Origin of the sequence: Trabulsiella guamensis ATCC 49490, from assembly GCF_000734965.1 — a bacterium.
Taxonomy (GTDB): Bacteria; Pseudomonadota; Gammaproteobacteria; order Enterobacterales; family Enterobacteriaceae; genus Trabulsiella; species Trabulsiella guamensis.
Map to the genome: position 1 here is coordinate 1 of NZ_JMTB01000039.1, position 17,229 is coordinate 17,229.

The 17,229-nt window shown below is 55.2% G+C and carries 17 protein-coding genes; 9 read left to right on the forward strand and 8 right to left on the reverse strand.

All coding sequences use genetic code 11. The features are described 5' to 3' along the window. Position 1: 1 nt before the first annotated feature. Entirely contained in the window at positions 2-589 is a 588-nt protein-coding gene (locus GTGU_RS03925; RefSeq protein WP_051857291.1) for an ATP-binding cassette domain-containing protein, read from the forward strand. A gap of 78 nt (positions 590-667) precedes the next feature. Continuing rightward, a complete protein-coding gene (locus GTGU_RS03930; protein WP_038154386.1) occupies positions 668-1,978 on the forward strand; it encodes a sulfurtransferase in 1,311 nt (436 codons plus the stop codon). 32 nt (positions 1,979-2,010) lie between these two features. Here the strand turns inward: GTGU_RS03930 and GTGU_RS03935 are convergent, their stop codons facing one another. The 3 genes from GTGU_RS03935 to GTGU_RS03945 all read right to left on the reverse strand — a co-directional run bounded on the left by GTGU_RS03935 (position 2,011) and on the right by GTGU_RS03945 (position 3,607). Then, positions 2,011-2,622, reverse strand: a complete 612-nt coding sequence (locus GTGU_RS03935; protein WP_038154387.1) for a CDP-alcohol phosphatidyltransferase family protein — start codon at positions 2,620-2,622, stop codon at positions 2,011-2,013. Next, complete coding sequence (locus GTGU_RS03940) at positions 2,615-3,181, reverse strand: carboxymuconolactone decarboxylase family protein (RefSeq protein WP_038154388.1); 567 nt, start codon at positions 3,179-3,181, stop codon at positions 2,615-2,617. Before GTGU_RS03940 ends, GTGU_RS03935 begins: the two co-directional genes overlap by 8 nt. Before the next feature lie 162 nt (positions 3,182-3,343). Continuing rightward, a complete protein-coding gene (locus GTGU_RS03945) occupies positions 3,344-3,607 on the reverse strand; it encodes a YnjH family protein (RefSeq protein ID WP_156964051.1) in 264 nt (87 codons plus the stop codon). 258 nt (positions 3,608-3,865) lie between these two features. Here GTGU_RS03945 and gdhA point away from each other — a divergent pair, with 258 nt between their 5' ends. After that, positions 3,866-5,209 (forward strand): NADP-specific glutamate dehydrogenase, encoded by a 1,344-nt coding sequence (gdhA, locus tag GTGU_RS03950; RefSeq protein ID WP_038154390.1) that lies wholly within the window; start codon positions 3,866-3,868, stop codon positions 5,207-5,209. Here gdhA and GTGU_RS03955 read toward each other — a convergent pair. The 3 genes from GTGU_RS03955 to GTGU_RS03965 form a co-directional block, all read right to left on the reverse strand. After that, positions 5,206-7,137 (reverse strand): DNA topoisomerase III, encoded by a 1,932-nt coding sequence (locus tag GTGU_RS03955; protein ID WP_038154391.1) that lies wholly within the window; start codon positions 7,135-7,137, stop codon positions 5,206-5,208. The genes gdhA and GTGU_RS03955 overlap by 4 nt on opposite strands. A gap of 4 nt (positions 7,138-7,141) precedes the next feature. Then, positions 7,142-8,185, reverse strand: a complete 1,044-nt coding sequence (gene selD, locus GTGU_RS03960; protein ID WP_038154392.1) for a selenide, water dikinase SelD — start codon at positions 8,183-8,185, stop codon at positions 7,142-7,144. Between the two features lie 163 nt (positions 8,186-8,348). Then, positions 8,349-8,900 (reverse strand): NAD(P)H nitroreductase, encoded by a 552-nt coding sequence (locus tag GTGU_RS03965; protein WP_038154393.1) that lies wholly within the window; start codon positions 8,898-8,900, stop codon positions 8,349-8,351. A gap of 165 nt (positions 8,901-9,065) precedes the next feature. Between GTGU_RS03965 and sppA the strand changes: the two genes are divergently transcribed. From sppA to chiD, 4 genes are all read left to right on the forward strand, one after another. Beyond that, a complete protein-coding gene (gene sppA, locus GTGU_RS03970; protein ID WP_038154394.1) occupies positions 9,066-10,919 on the forward strand; it encodes a signal peptide peptidase SppA in 1,854 nt (617 codons plus the stop codon). Between the two features lie 52 nt (positions 10,920-10,971). Then, on the forward strand, positions 10,972-11,988 hold the full coding sequence (ansA, locus tag GTGU_RS03975; protein WP_038154395.1) for an asparaginase: 1,017 nt from the start codon (positions 10,972-10,974) through the stop codon (positions 11,986-11,988). A 9-nt stretch (positions 11,989-11,997) separates the two neighbouring features. After that, on the forward strand, positions 11,998-12,639 hold the full coding sequence (pncA, locus tag GTGU_RS03980; RefSeq protein ID WP_038154396.1) for a bifunctional nicotinamidase/pyrazinamidase: 642 nt from the start codon (positions 11,998-12,000) through the stop codon (positions 12,637-12,639). Between the two features lie 168 nt (positions 12,640-12,807). Further along, positions 12,808-14,061, forward strand: coding sequence for a chitinase ChiD (chiD, locus tag GTGU_RS03985; protein ID WP_038154398.1), 1,254 nt, complete (start codon positions 12,808-12,810; stop codon positions 14,059-14,061). Positions 14,062-14,109: 48 nt separating this feature from the next. On the opposite strand, the gene GTGU_RS03990 is transcribed toward chiD, so the two are convergent. After that, a complete protein-coding gene (locus tag GTGU_RS03990) occupies positions 14,110-14,388 on the reverse strand; it encodes a YeaC family protein (RefSeq protein WP_038154399.1) in 279 nt (92 codons plus the stop codon). Between the two features lie 42 nt (positions 14,389-14,430). After that, positions 14,431-14,844: a peptide-methionine (R)-S-oxide reductase MsrB gene (gene msrB / locus GTGU_RS03995; protein ID WP_038154401.1), complete on the reverse strand. Its 414-nt coding sequence runs from the start codon at positions 14,842-14,844 to the stop codon at positions 14,431-14,433. A 341-nt stretch (positions 14,845-15,185) separates the two neighbouring features. On the opposite strand from msrB, the gene gapA reads away from it, so the two are divergent. Both gapA and GTGU_RS04005 read left to right on the forward strand, forming a co-directional pair. After that, positions 15,186-16,181 (forward strand): glyceraldehyde-3-phosphate dehydrogenase, encoded by a 996-nt coding sequence (gene gapA / locus GTGU_RS04000; protein ID WP_038154402.1) that lies wholly within the window; start codon positions 15,186-15,188, stop codon positions 16,179-16,181. Positions 16,182-16,258: 77 nt separating this feature from the next. Further along, a complete protein-coding gene (locus tag GTGU_RS04005) occupies positions 16,259-17,140 on the forward strand; it encodes a D-hexose-6-phosphate mutarotase (protein ID WP_038154404.1) in 882 nt (293 codons plus the stop codon). Positions 17,141-17,229: the final 89 nt, after the last annotated feature.

Consider the following 17,229-nt stretch of genomic DNA (forward strand, 5'->3'; position numbering starts at 1 on the left):
GCTGCTACGTAATGTCGATTTCAGCGTTGCGCCTGGCGAAATCGTGACGTTGATGGGGGCTTCCGGCAGCGGGAAATCGTCGTTGTTCGCCTGGATGGTGGGTGCGCTCCCTGCCGCGTTTCAGGCGCATGGCGAGCTGTGGCTGAATGATCGCCGCCGTGACACATTGCCGACGCAGGGGCGGGAAATCGGCATTTTGTTTCAGGATGCGCTGTTGTTCGATCATTTCAGTGTCGGGCAAAATCTTCTGCTGGCGCTGCCTGCAATAATTAAAGGCACGCAGCGAAAAGCCTGTGTGGAAGCGGCACTGGAACAGGCGGAACTCGCCGGGTTTTATCAGCGCGACCCGGCGACGCTCTCCGGCGGGCAACGGGCGCGTGTCAGTCTGTTGCGGGCCCTGCTGGCGCAACCCGCCGCACTGCTGCTGGATGAACCCTTCAGTCGCCTTGATGTTTCCTTGCGCGAGAGCTTTCGCCAGTGGGTGTTTGCCGAACTGGCGCGGCTGGCAATTCCGGTAGTGCTGGTGACGCATGATGTCGCCGACATTCCTGTGAACGGTCGCTGTATGTTGCTGGAAAACTGGCAATAAGCTGCGTTTGCGCAACGTTTTTCTCATTCCGGGGTCGCAGAATGGCGCTTCAATTTATCCACAACGACGGGCATTTCGATGAAACGTGTTTCTCAACTGACCGCGCTGGCCCTGATTATCGGGCTTGCCTCTTCTTCCCCTTCCTTTGCCGCTGAAATGGCGACGTCTCTTACTTTCTCACAGCTTCAGCAACATCACGGCGTGGCGATCGATACACGCCCGAGCGCGTTCTATAATGGCTGGCCGCAGACGCTGAACGGGCCTCAGGGCCACGAACCTGCCGCGCGTAATCTCGCCGCACGCTGGCTTTCCGCGATGAGCGACGAACAACTTCGTGACTGGGCGAAACAGCATCAGTTGCACGCTGACACTGCGCTGGCGCTGTACGGCAGTGATGAAGACGTTCACTCAGTCTTCGCGCGGCTGAAAAAAGCCGGATTTACTCAGATCAACACCCTCAGCGATGCGCTGAACGACCCGGCACGCCTGCAAAAATTGCCGCATTTTGAACAGCTGGTGTACCCGCAGTGGCTGCATGATCTGCAGCAGGGAAAACCAGTGACAGCGGCACCGACGGGTGACTGGAAAGTGTTTGAAGCGGGCTGGGGCGCACCGAAATATTTCCTGATAAGCCACATTCCGGGGGCGGGCTATATTGATACCAACGAAGTGGAAAGCGAACCGCTGTGGAATAAAGTCTCCGATGAGCAGCTAAAAGCGATGCTGGCGAAGCACGGCATTCGTCACGACACCACGGTGGTTCTCTACGGGCGCGATGTATATGCCGCCGCGCGCGTGGCGCAGATCATGCTTTATGCCGGGGTGAAAGATGTCCGTCTGCTGGACGGCGGCTGGAAAACCTGGTCTGACGCCAGCCTGCCGGTCGAGCGAGGCATGCCGTCAAAAGCGACGCCAGCGCCGGATTTTGGCGCGCCGATTCCCGGTCAGCCACAATTAATGCTCAATATGGAACAGGCGCGCGCCTTGCTGCATCGTCAGGACGCCTCGCTGGTCAGCATTCGTTCATGGCCCGAGTTTACCGGGGTGACCAGCGGTTACAGCTATATCAAACCGAAAGGGGAAATCGCGGGCGCCCGCTGGGGCCATGCCGGAAGCGATTCGACCCACATGGAAGATTTCCATAACCCGGACGGCACCATGCGGTCCGCGGACGACATCGCTGCGATGTGGAAAAGCTGGAATATTCTCCCAGAACAACAGGTGGCTTTCTATTGCGGCACTGGCTGGCGTGCGTCGGAAACCTTCATGTATGCGCGGGCAATGGGCTGGCCGAAGGTGTCGGTGTACGACGGCGGCTGGTATGAATGGAGCCAGAACCCGAAAAACCCGGTCGCTCGCGGTGAACGCGGGCCGGACAGCACTCTGTAATCCACTGATGCCCGGCGACGCGTCTGCCGGGCTTATAACTGTTTCAGGGTCACATACCCGCTCCACACACGGGTCAGTGTCGTCAGCCAGCACAGGCCGCCAAAAATCCATGCCATCACCGGGAACCACACCGGGAACAGACAGCTCAGCATAAACAACGCGATCGTTTCGCTGCCCTCCGTTAAACCACCCAGATAATAAAATGACTTGTGCGCATAGCCCGGATTATCGATCTGATGTTTTGCCGCCAGTGTCGCGAACGCCAGAAAACTACTGCCAGTGCCGATAAACGCGAACAGCAGCCAGCTCCCAGCCAGCGCGTTTTGCGCCGGGTCGGCAAGAATAAAGCCAAATGGCACCAGAGCGTAGAACAGAAAATCGAGAGCGATATCAAGAAAGCCACCAGCGTCTGTCAGCCCACGCCGCCGCGCCAGCGCACCATCCAGCCCGTCACACAGGCGGTTCAGGATGATCACGCCCAATGCGGCCCAGTACCAGCCCAGCGCCAGAAACGGCAGCGCCAGCAAACCAATCGCAAAGCCGACGAGCGTGATACCGTCTGGCGTGACGCCGGGATTATCGAGCCGTGTCGCGAGCGTATTAAGCCACGGTTTCACACGCGGATGCAGGTGACGGTCAAGCATCAGATTTTCCCGGACGCTGACACAACCCCTGCGACGGGATCGCCAGCGCGGCATTAAAGCGCGCGGAGAGATTCTGAAACGCAATCAGCGCCGTCATTTCGCTTATCGCTTCGGCACTGAAATACGCCGACAATTCTGCTTTCAGGGCTTCATCGACTTGTGGCGGCGTTGCGGTGACCGCATCCGCATAGGCCAGCGCTACCCGCTCCTGCTGCGTAAACAGCGCCGAATCCCGCCAGTTGGCGACCGCCAGCACTTTGTCCATCGCGCCGCTGCGCTCCGCCAGCCGCAAGCTATTGGCATCAATGCAGAAATCGCAATGGCAAACCTGCGAAATACGAGTCATCAGCAGCGCCCGCAATTCCGGGACCAGTGGCGAACGGCGGCGCTCAAGAAAACCGACAAACAGCGCCACCAGCCAGAACAGCCGTGGCATACGTCCCCACCAGCGGGTGGGGTTCAGCACCGCGCCATAGTGTTTTTGTTGCATAGCAGCGATGGGTTTCAGACTGACGGGAAGCTGTTGCAGTGGTGCCACCCATGGCGAATCATTTTTCACCTGCAAACTCCTGGTGTGCTTTAGTCATCACAAAGGAAACGATAGTATGGCATCACCTTAACGAGAGTGTTGATTCATATGCTTAAAACGATTGATGTTGTCGCTGCAATCATTGGTTTACCGGCGGTAAAGTCGAAGCCGGGGAAACACAGTCGGAAGCGTTTATGGCTTTACTCGCCGCCAGACCAGGGGATTAGTGCTGAGGGTCTTCTCATCGCGCTGACACTGCAGCATCACGCCCTCCGCTTTGATTACCGCCCCTTCAGAGTAATTTTGATCCTGATAGACGCAGCATTGCGCGCACGGCTGAGTACGTTGTCCGCCTGAACTGAATACCTCGGGTGGCACATTCACTTCCACATCCGGGCGGTAGCGCTCTTGCGCCTGCGCGCCTGACACAACAACTGCCAACAACGCGATCATCACAATATGTTTCATCATTTCTCGTCCTGATAACACCTCATCACCGGATTATCGGCAGATATTCTGACTTCCTTAAATTTGACTCACCATCGCATTTAGTTATGACCTGCCGCAAATTATGAATTTTACCATCGGGCAGAATTTTCCTTGTCAGCCGCTGCGTTGCCAGTGGTATATTCGAAAATCGCTGTCCTGATAATTATAAGTAAAGCAAATACAACACTACTAAACGATTCACAATCAAATGAGGTTTAACCGTCTATGGAACAGATAGCATCTCTGGAGACTTTTCTCTCACACGTTCAACAGCGCGACCCACAGCAACACGAGTTCGCGCAAGCGGTAAGAGAAGTGATGTCCACCCTTTGGCCTTTTCTTGAACAGAACCCGCGCTATCGCCAGTTGTCATTGCTTGAGCGACTGGTAGAGCCGGAGCGCGTGATCCAGTTTCGCGTTGTCTGGGTTGATGACCGCAATCAGGTGCAGGTTAACCGTGCATGGCGCGTCCAGTTCAGCTCTGCTATCGGTCCGTTTAAAGGCGGCATGCGTTTTCATCCGTCAGTTAACCTCTCGATCCTGAAATTCCTCGGCTTTGAGCAAACCTTTAAGAACGCCCTTACCACACTGCCGATGGGCGGGGGGAAAGGCGGCAGCGATTTCGATCCGAAAGGCAAGAGCGAAGGTGAAATTATGCGTTTCTGCCAGGCCCTGATGACCGAACTGTATCGTCATCTGGGTGCGGATACCGACGTCCCGGCTGGTGACATCGGCGTTGGCGCGCGTGAAGTCGGCTTTATGGCCGGAATGATGAAAAAATTGTCCAACAACACCGCCTGTGTGTTTACCGGCAAAGGATTGTCGTTCGGCGGCAGCCTGATCCGCCCGGAAGCAACGGGTTATGGACTGATCTACTTCACCAACGCCATGCTGAAACGCCACGGACTTGATCTGGAAGGGATGCGCGTCGCCGTCTCCGGCTCCGGTAACGTGGCGCAATATGCCATCGAAAAAGCCATGGCTTTCGGCGCCCGCGTGGTGACCGCATCAGATTCCAGCGGCACGGTGGTGGATGAAGCCGGGTTTACTGAGGAAAAACTGGCGCGCCTTTGCGAAATCAAAACCAGCCGCGATGGCCGGGTTGCGGATTATGCCCGTGAGTTTGGGCTGACCTATCTGGAAGGCAAACAGCCGTGGTCGGTGCCGGTAGATGTGGCTCTGCCGTGTGCGACGCAAAACGAACTGGATGTTGACGCCGCGCGACAGCTTATCGCCAACGGTGTGAAAGTGGTGGCGGAAGGCGCAAACATGCCAACGACCATCGCCGCAACCGATCTGTTCCTCGAAGCCGGTGTGCTCTTTGCGCCGGGTAAAGCGGCAAACGCGGGCGGCGTGGCGACATCCGGACTGGAGATGGCGCAGAACGCCGCGCGAATGAGCTGGAAATCTGAGAAGGTCGACGCCCGTTTGCACCATATCATGCTGGATATTCATCAGGCCTGCGTGGAGTATGGCGGTGAAGGCAAGCAGACCCACTACGTGCGTGGCGCAAACATCGCCGGCTTTGTAAAAGTTGCCGACGCGATGCTGGCGCAGGGTGTGATTTAAGCGCTTTTTTGCCCGGCGGCACTACGCTTGCCGGGCTTCTTCGCAGGACCTTTTTTCTTTTCACCCCCCGGCGCCGCCAACCCCCTGAACTGACTGACACGCGTATTGCGTGCCATCTGGATCAGCTCATTGAGCGTGCCCACCAGCGGATGCATAAAATCCTGATAGCGACACTGCTTTTCGCTGATTTGCGTCAGCACCGACTCCCAGTGCGCGGTCATGTCCGGTCGCGAGGCCAGCTCCGGCAACGAGTGGATTAGTGCCCTGCCAGGATCGGTCGAATGGATATAGCGCCCTTTTTTGGTTAAGAACCCGCGCTTAAACAATAGTTCGATGATCCCGGCGCGGGTGGCTTCGGTGCCCAGACCGTCAGTTGCGCGAAGGATCTTTTTCAGTTCTTTGTCCTGCACAAAGCGGGCGATACCGGTCATGGCTGAGAGCAGCGTCGCGTCAGTGAAATGGCGCGGCGGCTGGGTCTGACGCTCCACCACTTCCCCTTTCTCGCAAAGCAACTCATCGCCTTTCGCCACGACAGGTAACGGCGTACCGTCGTTTTCTTCGTCGCGCTCTTTCGCACCCAGCAACGTCCGCCAGCCCGCTTCGGCAAGAAAACGCGCTTTGGCGATAAACTTGCCGTTGGCGATATCGAGGTCAATCTGACATTTCCGGTACACCGCATCGGCGCAGAATTGCATCAGATACTGGCGTGCAATCAGGCCATAAACCCTGGCTTCGTTTTCGCTGAGACGGACCGCCGTACTACGGGCGGTAGGGATAATCGCATGGTGGGCATCCACTTTTTTGTCGTCCCAGCAACGATTGCGGGTATCGGGATCGACTGCAGGTTGTGGCAGCAGTTCAGGCGCATGAACGCTAATCGCATTCATCACCGCCTGACGACCGGCAAAATGCTCTTCCGGCAGATAGCGGCAGTCGGAACGCGGGTAGGTAATCAGTTTGTGAGTTTCGTACAGCTTCTGGCAGATATCGAGCACGTTCTGTGCACTCAGGGCGAAGCGTTTTGCCGCTTCAATCTGCAGGGCGGAAAGTGAAAACGGCAGCGGCGCCGGTTCCGACTCGCGCTTGTCGTTATACGCGGTGACTATCGCTGGTTGCCCGGAAATGCGCGCCACCACATGCTCCGCCAGCGGACGGTGCAGCAGGCGCCCTTCTTCATCCTGATACGGTTCGCAGGCTTCACTCGGCTGCCAGGTCGCGGTAAAGCGCTCGTCTTTGGGGGTGACGATATGCGCTTTCACTTCGAAAAAATCTTTGGCGACGAAATTTTCAATTTCTTCATCACGCCGGACCACCAGCCCCAGCACCGGGGTCTGAACGCGCCCCACTGACAGCACGCCCTGATAACCCGCGTTGCGCCCGAGCAGCGTATAGGCACGTGTCATGTTGATGCCGTACAGCCAGTCAGCGCGGGCGCGGGCCAGCGCTGACACGCACAGTGGAATAAACTCGCTGTTGGCGCGCAGGCGAGAAATCGCCCGCTCAACCGCCTGTGGGTTGAGATCGTTAATCAGGCAGCGCTGCACCTGCTGGCGCTTCTCCGCCGAAAGTTGCAGGTAATCCAGTACCTCATCGACCAGCAACTGTCCTTCTCGATCCGGGTCACCCGCGTGGATGACTTCGGTGGCTTCGTGAAGGAATCGTTTGATGACATTAAGCTGTTTGGTGACCGACGGGCGCGGCTGTAGCTGCCACTTTTCCGGAACGATCGGCAAATCCATCAGGTTCCAGCGAGCATAACGGCTGTCATAAACATCCGGTTGCGCCTGCTCCAGCAGGTGACCAATACACCAGGTGACCACCTGCCCGTTGCCGCACTCGATATAACCGTCCCCTTTACGGTGCGGCTTTGGCAGCACGTCCGCAATGGCACGACCCAGACTCGGCTTTTCCGCGATGAACAGACGCATCGACTTAACGGATCTCGATCATCGGCCGACCGCCGCGCGCCGTGATAAGCTCACCGATTTCGGTCAGCGTCACACCGAATTGCGCCGCTGCGGCTTTTGTTTCAGCTTCCGCTTCAGGCAGTACCGCCAGCAGCAGACCACCAGAGGTTTGCGGATCGCACAACAGCGAACGCCACTCGTCCGGCATTTCGCCCATCAGATGACCGTAGCTGGCAAAGTTTCGCCCGGTGCCGCCCGGAACCGCACCTTTGGCGATGTACTCTTCCACGCCCGGCAGTTTCGGCACATCGGCAAAACGAATTTGCGCCTGTACTCCTGCCCCCTGGCACATTTCGCTGAGATGGCCCAGCAGACCAAAACCGGTGACATCGGTCATCGCTTTCACACCATCGATGTTGGCAAACGCTGCGCCGGCAAGGTTCATCTGGCACATTACTTCCGTCGCCAGCCCCTGATGCTCTGGCTTGAGGAGTGATTTTTTCTCAGCAGTAGTCAGGACGCCGATGCCCAGCGGTTTGGTGAGAAACAGCTTACAACCCGCCTGTGCGGTGCTGTTTTTCTTCACCCGCTCAGTTGGGACAATCCCGGTGACGGCGAGACCAAAAATTGGTTCCGGCGCGTCAATGGAGTGGCCGCCCGCCAGCGCAATACCCGCCTGCTGACAGGCAAAACGCCCGCCCTCAATCACTTCGCGGGCGATCTCCGGCGACAGCTTCTCAACGGGCCAGCCCAGAATGGCTATCGCCATGATCGGCTTACCGCCCATCGCAAAAATATCGCTGATGGCGTTAGTGGCCGCGATGCGACCAAAATCGAACGGATTATCGACAATCGGCATGAAGAAATCGGTGGTACTAATCACTGACGTGCCGTTCCCCAGATCGTAGACCGCCGCGTCGTCGCGGGTCTCGTTACCGACAAGCAGGTTCGGGTCGATAAACTTCGCCTGTTCACTATGCAGAATGGTTTCCAGCACTTTGGGGGAAATTTTACAACCGCAACCGGCTCCGTGGCTGTATTGCGTTAAACGAATGGCTTGCTCGCTCATGGACATCTCCTGTCATTGCAATCCGGCTATGGTACCGCTCAACGCGTGGCGTGATAAGTGCTGCTGTCTGATTTCGCGCACTGTTGCTCATTAAGCGCGCATTATGGGTGGAAAAAATGAAGGGATCGGCCCGGTAACACGATGCGCACCGGGCGGGTAAACATCAGAAACGAACCACGAACGGTGACGTGTCGGGCACCGATACTGTGGTAGAGGCTTTCAGTTGCGGGGTGCCCAGGTAGAGGAAACCGACGATTTTATCCTCCGCGCGACAGTGAAAACCGTCGCGAACCAGCGGATTGTCGGTCAGCGCGCCACTGCGCCAGATGCCGTTAAACCCCTGAGCGACGGCCGCCATCTGCATTGCCATCACCGCACAGCCGGCAGACATCTCCTGCTCCCATTGCGGCACCTTGTGGTGCTGCTGGCATTTCGCCACAACGGCGATAATCAGCGGCGCGCGAAACGGCGCATTGCGCGCTTTATCGACCGCTTTTTCATCTTCTCCGGCCTGAATTGCGCCGTTAGCCAGCAACTGGCTGAAACGCTCGCGACCGTCGCCTTCAATAATGAAGAACTGCCAGGGCTGTAACGTTCCGTGATCCGGCGCGCGCATACCTGCGCGAAGAATATTTTCCAGTTGCTCACCTGCCGGTGCAGGCTCTGTCAGGCGAGAAGCGCTGCGACGGTTTACCAGTAGTTCAAGTGCATCCATTTGGCGTGCTCCTGTGGGATAATATTTCACAAAATTAACATGGTTAGCGATTTAGTTACAGAGCGGGAACCGATTCCTGCTGACAACCGACGGCGGTAACTTTAGGATACCCGTACGTTACGCCTGAAGTAGCGCACTCTTTATCTGTCTGGTCAGGGAGAATACATGCGAACCCTTTGGCGAATCATTGCCGGTTTCTTTAGATGGACATGGCGATTGCTCAATTTTATCCGTGAGCTGGTGCTGAATTTATTTTTTATCCTGCTGGTGCTGGTGGTGGTGGGTATCTGGACACAGTTCAGCAATACCCCTTCTGAGCATGCATCGCGCGGCGCACTGCTGCTGGATATTACTGGTGTTGTGGTGGATAAACCCTCCACCAACAGTAAATTCGGCGCGCTCAGCCGTCAGTTCCTCGGCGCGAGTTCCGACCGCCTGCAGGAAAATTCGCTGTTTGATATCGTGCAGACTATCCGTCAGGCGAAGGATGACCGCAACATCACCGGCATCGTGCTCGACCTCAAAGATTTTGCTGGCGGCGATCAACCATCCATGCAGTACATCGGTAAGGCGCTGCGTGAATTCCGCGACAGCGGTAAACCCGTTTATGCCATTGGTGATAACTACACTCAGGGCCAGTACTATCTGGCAAGCTTTGCTAACAAGATTTACCTCTCTCCGCAGGGGCTGGTGGATCTGCACGGTTTTGCCACCAATGGCCTGTACTACAAATCCCTGCTCGATAAGCTGAAAGTCTCCACCCATGTGTTCCGCGTCGGTACCTATAAATCAGCCGTCGAACCGTTCATCCGTGACGATATGTCGCCGGCCGCCCGTGAAGCGGACAGCCGCTGGATTGGCGAGCTGTGGCAGAACTACCTGAACACTATCGCCGCGAACCGGGAAATCACTCCACAACAGGTGTTCCCAGGCGCGCAGGGACTGTTAGACGGCTTGCGCAAAACCGGCGGTGACACGGCGCAGTATGCGCTGGATAGCAAGCTGGTCGATCAACTGGCCTCCAGCGCCGAGGTGGAAAAAGCACTGTCGAAGCAGTTTGGCTGGAATGCGGAAGAAAAAAACTACCGTGCCGTCAGCTATTACGATTACTCCCTGAATACCCCGTCTGACGCGGGCGACAGCATCGCTGTGGTCTTTGCTAATGGCGCGATCATGGATGGTCAGGAGACGCCGGGCAATGTCGGCGGCGATACCACTGCCGCGCAAATCCGCGATGCGCGACTCGATCCGAAAGTGAAAGCGATTGTCCTGCGGGTGAACAGCCCAGGCGGCAGCGTGACGGCATCAGAAGTGATCCGTTCGGAACTGGCGGCAGCCAGAGCGGCCGGCAAACCGGTGGTGGTTTCGATGGGTGGCATGGCGGCGTCCGGCGGTTACTGGATCTCCACCCCGGCGAATTACATTGTGGCGAACGCCAGCACGCTGACCGGCTCTATCGGTATCTTTGGCGTCATCAACACGGTTGAAAACTCGCTGGATTCGATAGGTGTTCACACCGATGGAGTGGCGACATCACCACTGGCAGATGTATCGCTGACCAAAACGCTGCCGCCGGAAGTGCAGCAGATGATGCAACTGAGCATTGAAAACGGTTATCAGCGCTTTATCTCGCTGGTGGCGCAGGCCCGTAAGAGCACACCGGAACAGATCGACAAAATCGCTCAGGGGCATGTCTGGACCGGGCAGGATGCGAAAGCTAACGGTCTGGTCGACAGCCTCGGCGACTTTGACGATGCAGTGGCGAAAGCGGCGTCACTCGCCAAAGTGAAAACGTGGCACGTCGATTACTATCAGGAAGAACCGAGCTTGTTCAGCCGATTAATGGATAACCTCGGTGCTTCAGTTCGCGCCGCGCTACCGCAGGTTCTGCAGGCGTATTTCCCGGCACCGGTCGTGACGGCCGCCAGCACCGTAAAAGCGGAGACAGATAAACTCGCCGCGTTTAACGATCCACAAAACCGCTATGCATTTTGCCTTACCTGCGCCAATATTAAGTAACCGGTATCCCCTCCTGATGGAGGGGATTTTCTTTACGTAATAGCCTGATACCATGCAAAAAAAATCGATTTACGTTGCTTATACCGGCGGTACCATTGGTATGCAACGATCTGAGCAGGGTTACATTCCCGTTTCCGGTCATTTACAGCGTCAACTGGCGCTGATGCCTGAATTCCACCGTCCTGAAATGCCGGATTTCACTATTCACGAATACGCCCCGCTGATGGATTCATCGGACATGACGCCGGAGGACTGGCAACATATCGCCGATGACATCAGACACCATTACGACGAGTACGACGGCTTTGTGATCCTGCATGGCACCGACACCATGGCGTTCACCGCCTCTGCGCTGTCATTTATGCTGGAGAATCTGGGTAAACCGGTAATTGTGACAGGGTCACAAATTCCGCTTGCTGAATTGCGCTCTGACGGGCAAATCAACCTGCTAAATGCGCTGTATGTGGCGGCGAATTATCCGATCAACGAAGTAACGCTGTTTTTCAATAATTGTCTCTATCGCGGCAACCGTACCACCAAAGCGCATGCCGACGGCTTCAACGCTTTCGCCTCGCCTAACCTGCCCGCGCTACTGGAAGCGGGTATTCATATCCGCCGTCTTGGTACGCCGCCCGCCCCGCACGGCAGCGGAGCGCTGATCGTTCATCCAATTACGCCGCAGCCGATTGGCGTGGTGACGATTTATCCGGGAATTTCCGCTGACGTGGTACGAAACTTCCTTCGTCAGCCGGTGAAAGCGTTGATCCTGCGCTCTTACGGCGTGGGCAATGCACCACAAAACCGTGAGTTTTTGCAGGAGCTGGCGCAGGCCAGCCAGCGAGGCATTGTGGTAGTGAATCTGACGCAGTGTATGTCCGGTAAAGTGAATATGGGCGGTTACGCTACCGGCAACGCACTGGCGCAGGCTGGCGTGATCAGCGGGTTTGATATGACCGTTGAGGCGACGCTGACTAAACTTCACTATCTGTTAAGTCAACATCTGGCAGCTCCGGCGATCCGGGACGCCATGCAGCAGAACCTGCGCGGTGAGCTGACGCCGGACGACTGAGGAGTATTGATGAAAAACCGGGCATTATTACTTGTCGATTTACAAAATGATTTCTGCGCCGGCGGCGCGCTGGCGGTGCCGGAAGGCGACAGCACAGTAGACATCGCCAACACCCTGATTGACTGGTGTAAAGCACGTGGTGAAGCGATTGTCGCCAGCCAGGACTGGCACCCGGCGGACCACGGCAGTTTTGCCAGTCAGCATGACGCTGAACCCTATACCCAGGGTGAGCTGGACGGCTTAGCGCAAACCTGGTGGCCTGATCACTGTGTACAGGAGAGCGAAGGCGCTGCGCTTCATCCGTTGCTGAAACAAAAAGCGATCGACGCGGTGTTTCATAAAGGCGAAAACCCGCAAATTGACAGTTACAGCGCGTTTTTTGACAACGGCCACCGGCAAAAAACCGGCCTTGACGTCTGGCTTCGCCATCACGAAATCACAGAGCTGATCGTGATGGGACTGGCGACAGACTATTGCGTGAAGTTTACCGTGCTGGACGCGCTGCAACTGGGCTACACGGTCAGCGTAATCACCGATGGTTGCCGCGGTGTGAATATCCAGCCGCAAGACAGCGCACAGGCGTTTATGGATATGGCGGCTGAAGGTGCCACGCTGTATACGCTCTCTGACTGGCAGGAAACCCACGCCTGATCCCCCTGCCCGGCACCTCCCGCCGGGCATTTTCCACATAATGACCATAAGTTGAATCTCACTCGCAGTTTTGTTGCCGCTTCGTTGCTAATCTGATCCCGTTGTTTTTTTCGCCACGCCATTTCCGTGGCGTGTTGGTTTTTAAAATATTGTCAAAGAGGAAACAGTATGAAACTTTTGCCATTGCTGGCAGCATTACCCCTGCTCTGCGCTTCCCATGCCTTTGCTGCCCCCCTGATTTCCGTTGGTTATTTTAATGGTGGCGGCGACGTCACTGCCGGTCCTGGCGGCGATATCGATAAGCTCGATGTTCGCCAGATCACTCATCTCAACTATTCGTTCGGCCTGATTTACAACAATGAGAAAGACGAAACTAACGACGCGCTGAAAGATCCGAATAAGCTGCATCAGTTATGGTTGTCACCGAAAGTACAGGCTGATCTGCAAAAGATCCCTGAATTACGCAAACAGAATCCGGATCTGAAAGTCCTGCTGTCCGTGGGTGGCTGGGGTGCGCGTGGGTTCTCCGGCGCCGCCGATAACAAAGAAAGTCGCGCGACGTTCATTCGCTCCGTTCAGGAGGTGATGGACCGCTATGGGCTTGATGGCATCGACCTTGACTGGGAGTATCCGGTGAATGGCGCCTGGGGTCTGGTGGATAAGCAACCTGCGGATCGTGATAACTTTACTGCCCTGCTGAAGGAACTGCGTCAGACGCTGGGCGATAAAAAACTGGTGACCATCGCGGTTGGCGCGAATGCGGAAAGTCCGAAAAGCTGGGTCGATGTGAAAGCCATTGCACCGGTGCTGAACTACATCAACCTGATGACCTACGACATGGCGTATGGCACGCAGTACTTCAACTCGAACCTGTATGACTCAGGCAACTGGCCAACGGTCGCCGCAGCCGACAAATACAGCGCCGATTTCGTGGTTAATAACTACCTGGCGGCAGGGCTCAGACCTGAACAGATGAATCTGGGGATTGGGTTTTATGGGCGGGTGCCTAAACGCGCCGTTGAGCCAGGCATCGACTGGACAAAAGCTGACGCGCAGAATAATCCGGTCACCAAACCCTACTTTGGTGAAGCGGAAAAAGCGTTGTTCAGCTCGCTCGGCTACCACCTCGATAAAGACACGTATGTGAAGTACAACGATATTGTCAGCAAGCTGATTAACGATCCGCAAAAACGCTTTACCGAGCACTGGGATGATCAGGCCAAAGTTCCGTGGCTGTCAATAAAATCTGCCAGCGGCGAGCCGTTGTTCGCACTGTCGTATGAGAATCCGCGCTCTGTGGATCTCAAGGCGCAGTACATCAAAGAGAAAGGCTTAGGCGGCGCGATGTTCTGGGAATATGGCGCAGACGATAATAACCAACTGGCGAAGCAGCTGGCGACGTCTTTAGGGATCAAACACTAAGCGAGGGTCTGTCGGGCGGGTACGAAGCCTGCCCGACAGATAAACAACTTACTGCATTTTAAGGGTGGCGATGGACTTCGGCGCGATGCCAAAATCTTCTTTCAGTTGTTGCTTGCTCTTCATCACCATCTGACCCTGTGTGTCGATGGTCATGTGTTGCGCATCGGTGTTATGCCGCGCCTGCCAGAGCATCACCAGTTGCAGACTGTTCTCTTTCTGCTCTGGCGTCAGCGCCACGCCATCCGGCCATTTTCCGAGCTCTACCGCTGTCACCAGACGCTGATAAATCTCCGGCGTCATAGCGCTGATCATTTCATCAACATTCATTACGTTTTCCGCTCCTGTGGAATAATTTGCTGAATCGTTTTTTCAGCCTTTTATTTTGTCGCCATTTTCGTCGTCGCTGAAGCTCAGCGAGGCTGAATTAACACAATAGCGTTCGCCAGTGGGTTGCGGGCCGTCCGGGAAAACGTGACCGAGGTGGGCATCGCAATTGCCGCAACGGATTTCAATGCGCTGCATACCGTGCGAGTAATCGTTCAGATAGCGAATCGCCTCGTTGCTGACAGGCTCGTAAAAGCTCGGCCAGCCGCAGCCCGAATCATATTTGCTTTGCGAAGTAAACAGCGGTGCATCGCACACCAGGCAATGATAAACGCCATCACGTTTGTTATGCAGGAGTTGCCCGGTAAAAGGCGGTTCTGTACCGTGATTCTGTGTCACGTAGAACTGCATTTCACTCAGGTCTTTTTTCAGTTCTTCCGGGGTTTTTTGATTCGCCATGGGCTCACATCTCGCGGTTGAATCCGATATTACACTCGTCCGATTCTAACAAAACATTAACACTGAGGCGTAGACTTTTGTTCTAAACTTACACGGAGCCAATGCGCAGCCGGGTAATTGTGAGGAAGTTCACATTTTTATCTCGCTGGCCCTTTAAAATTCCGGGCGCAGCCCCCATATGGTTGCAAGCTCATAGGAAGAGTGAGGCGAGTCAGTCGTTCAAAGGTTATTCAGAGGATTGATTTGTCGCAATGATTGACACGATTCCGCTTGACGCTGCGTAAGGTTTTTGTAATTTTACAGGCAACCTTTTATTCACTAACAAATAGCTGGTGGAATATATGACTATCAAAGTAGGTATCAACGGTTTTGGCCGTATCGGTCGCATTGTTTTCCGTGCTGCTCAGAAACGTTCTGACATCGAGATCGTAGCAATCAACGACCTGTTAGACGCTGACTACATGGCTTACATGCTGAAATATGACTCCACTCACGGCCGTTTCGACGGGACCGTTGAAGTGAAAGACGGTCATCTGATCGTAAACGGTAAAAAAATCCGTGTTACCGCTGAACGCGATCCGGCTAACCTGAAGTGGAACGAAGTCGGTGTTGACGTTGTTGCTGAAGCAACCGGTATCTTCCTGACCGACGAAACCGCACGTAAACACATCACCGCTGGCGCGAAAAAAGTCGTTCTGACTGGCCCGTCCAAAGACAACACCCCGATGTTCGTACGCGGTGCTAACTTTGACAAATATGCTGGCCAGGACATCGTTTCCAACGCATCCTGCACCACCAACTGCCTGGCACCACTGGCTAAAGTCATCAACGACAACTTCGGCATCATCGAAGGTCTGATGACCACCGTTCACGCGACCACTGCAACCCAGAAAACCGTTGATGGCCCGTCTCACAAAGACTGGCGCGGCGGCCGTGGCGCGGCTCAGAACATCATCCCGTCCTCTACCGGTGCTGCTAAAGCAGTAGGTAAAGTACTGCCGGAACTGAACGGCAAACTGACTGGTATGGCGTTCCGCGTTCCGACTCCGAACGTATCCGTTGTTGACCTGACTGTTCGTCTGGAAAAAGCAGCTTCCTACGAAGATATCAAGAAAGCCATCAAAGCCGCTTCTGAAGGCCCGATGAAAGGCGTTCTGGGTTACACCGAAGACGACGTTGTTTCTACCGATTTCAACGGCGAAGTTTGCACTTCCGTGTTCGATGCCAAAGCCGGTATCGCACTGAACGACAACTTTGTGAAACTGGTTTCCTGGTACGACAACGAAACCGGTTACTCCAACAAAGTTCTGGATCTGATCGCTCACATCTCCAAATAAGTTGAGATGAGAAACTGATCAATAAAGGCGACTTCGGTCGCCTTTTTCTTTTTTGTGGCTTAACGAAGGATTGCACCATGATTAATAAAATTTTTGCTCTCCCGGTTGTTGAACAGCTTACCCCTGTCCTTTCTCGTCGCCAGCTTGATGAGCTGGAGCTTGTCGTTGTCGATCACCCACAGGTTAAAGCTTCTCTGGCGTTACAGGGCGCGCATCTGCTCTCCTGGAAACCGGCTGGTGAACAAGACGTCCTGTGGCTCAGCAACAATACACCGTTCAAAAATGGCGTCGCTTTACGTGGCGGTGTGCCCATTTGCTGGCCATGGTTTGGCCCGGCAGCGCAACAGGGTCTGCCGGCACACGGCTTCGCCCGTAATCTGCCGTGGACGCTGAAAGCCCACAATGAAGACGATAACGGTGTGGTGCTGACCTTTGAACTACAGAGCAGCGACGCTACCCGCAAATTCTGGCCGAATGAATTCACGCTTTATGCGCGTTTCAAGCTGGGTAAAACCTGTGAGATTGAGCTGGAAGCACACGGTGATTTCGAAACTACCTCTGCCCTGCATACCTATTTCAACGTCGGTGACATCGCGGCGGTGAAGGTCACGGGGCTGGGCGATCGCTTCATCGACAAGGTCAACAACGCCAAAGAAGACGTGCTCACTAACGGCGTGCAGACTTTTCCGGATCGTACCGACCGTGTGTATATGAATGCCGAAGGTTGCAGCGTTATCCATGACAACGCGCTGGCACGTCGTATCAATGTCATCCATGGCCACAACAGCGACGTTGTCGGCTGGAATCCGGGACCTGCGCTTTCCGTGAGCATGGGTGACATGCCGGATGATGGCTACAAAACATTCGTCTGTGTGGAAACCGCCTGCGCAAGCAAGACCCAGAAAGCACAGGAAGACAAACCAACGCGTCTGACACAGACCATTCAGGTCAATCGCTAATTGCAGCAAATGGCCGGATGAATTTACGCACTGGCCATTTTCATTAAGCCATTCCTTAACAACATTATGTCTTTTTAAAACCGTGTATG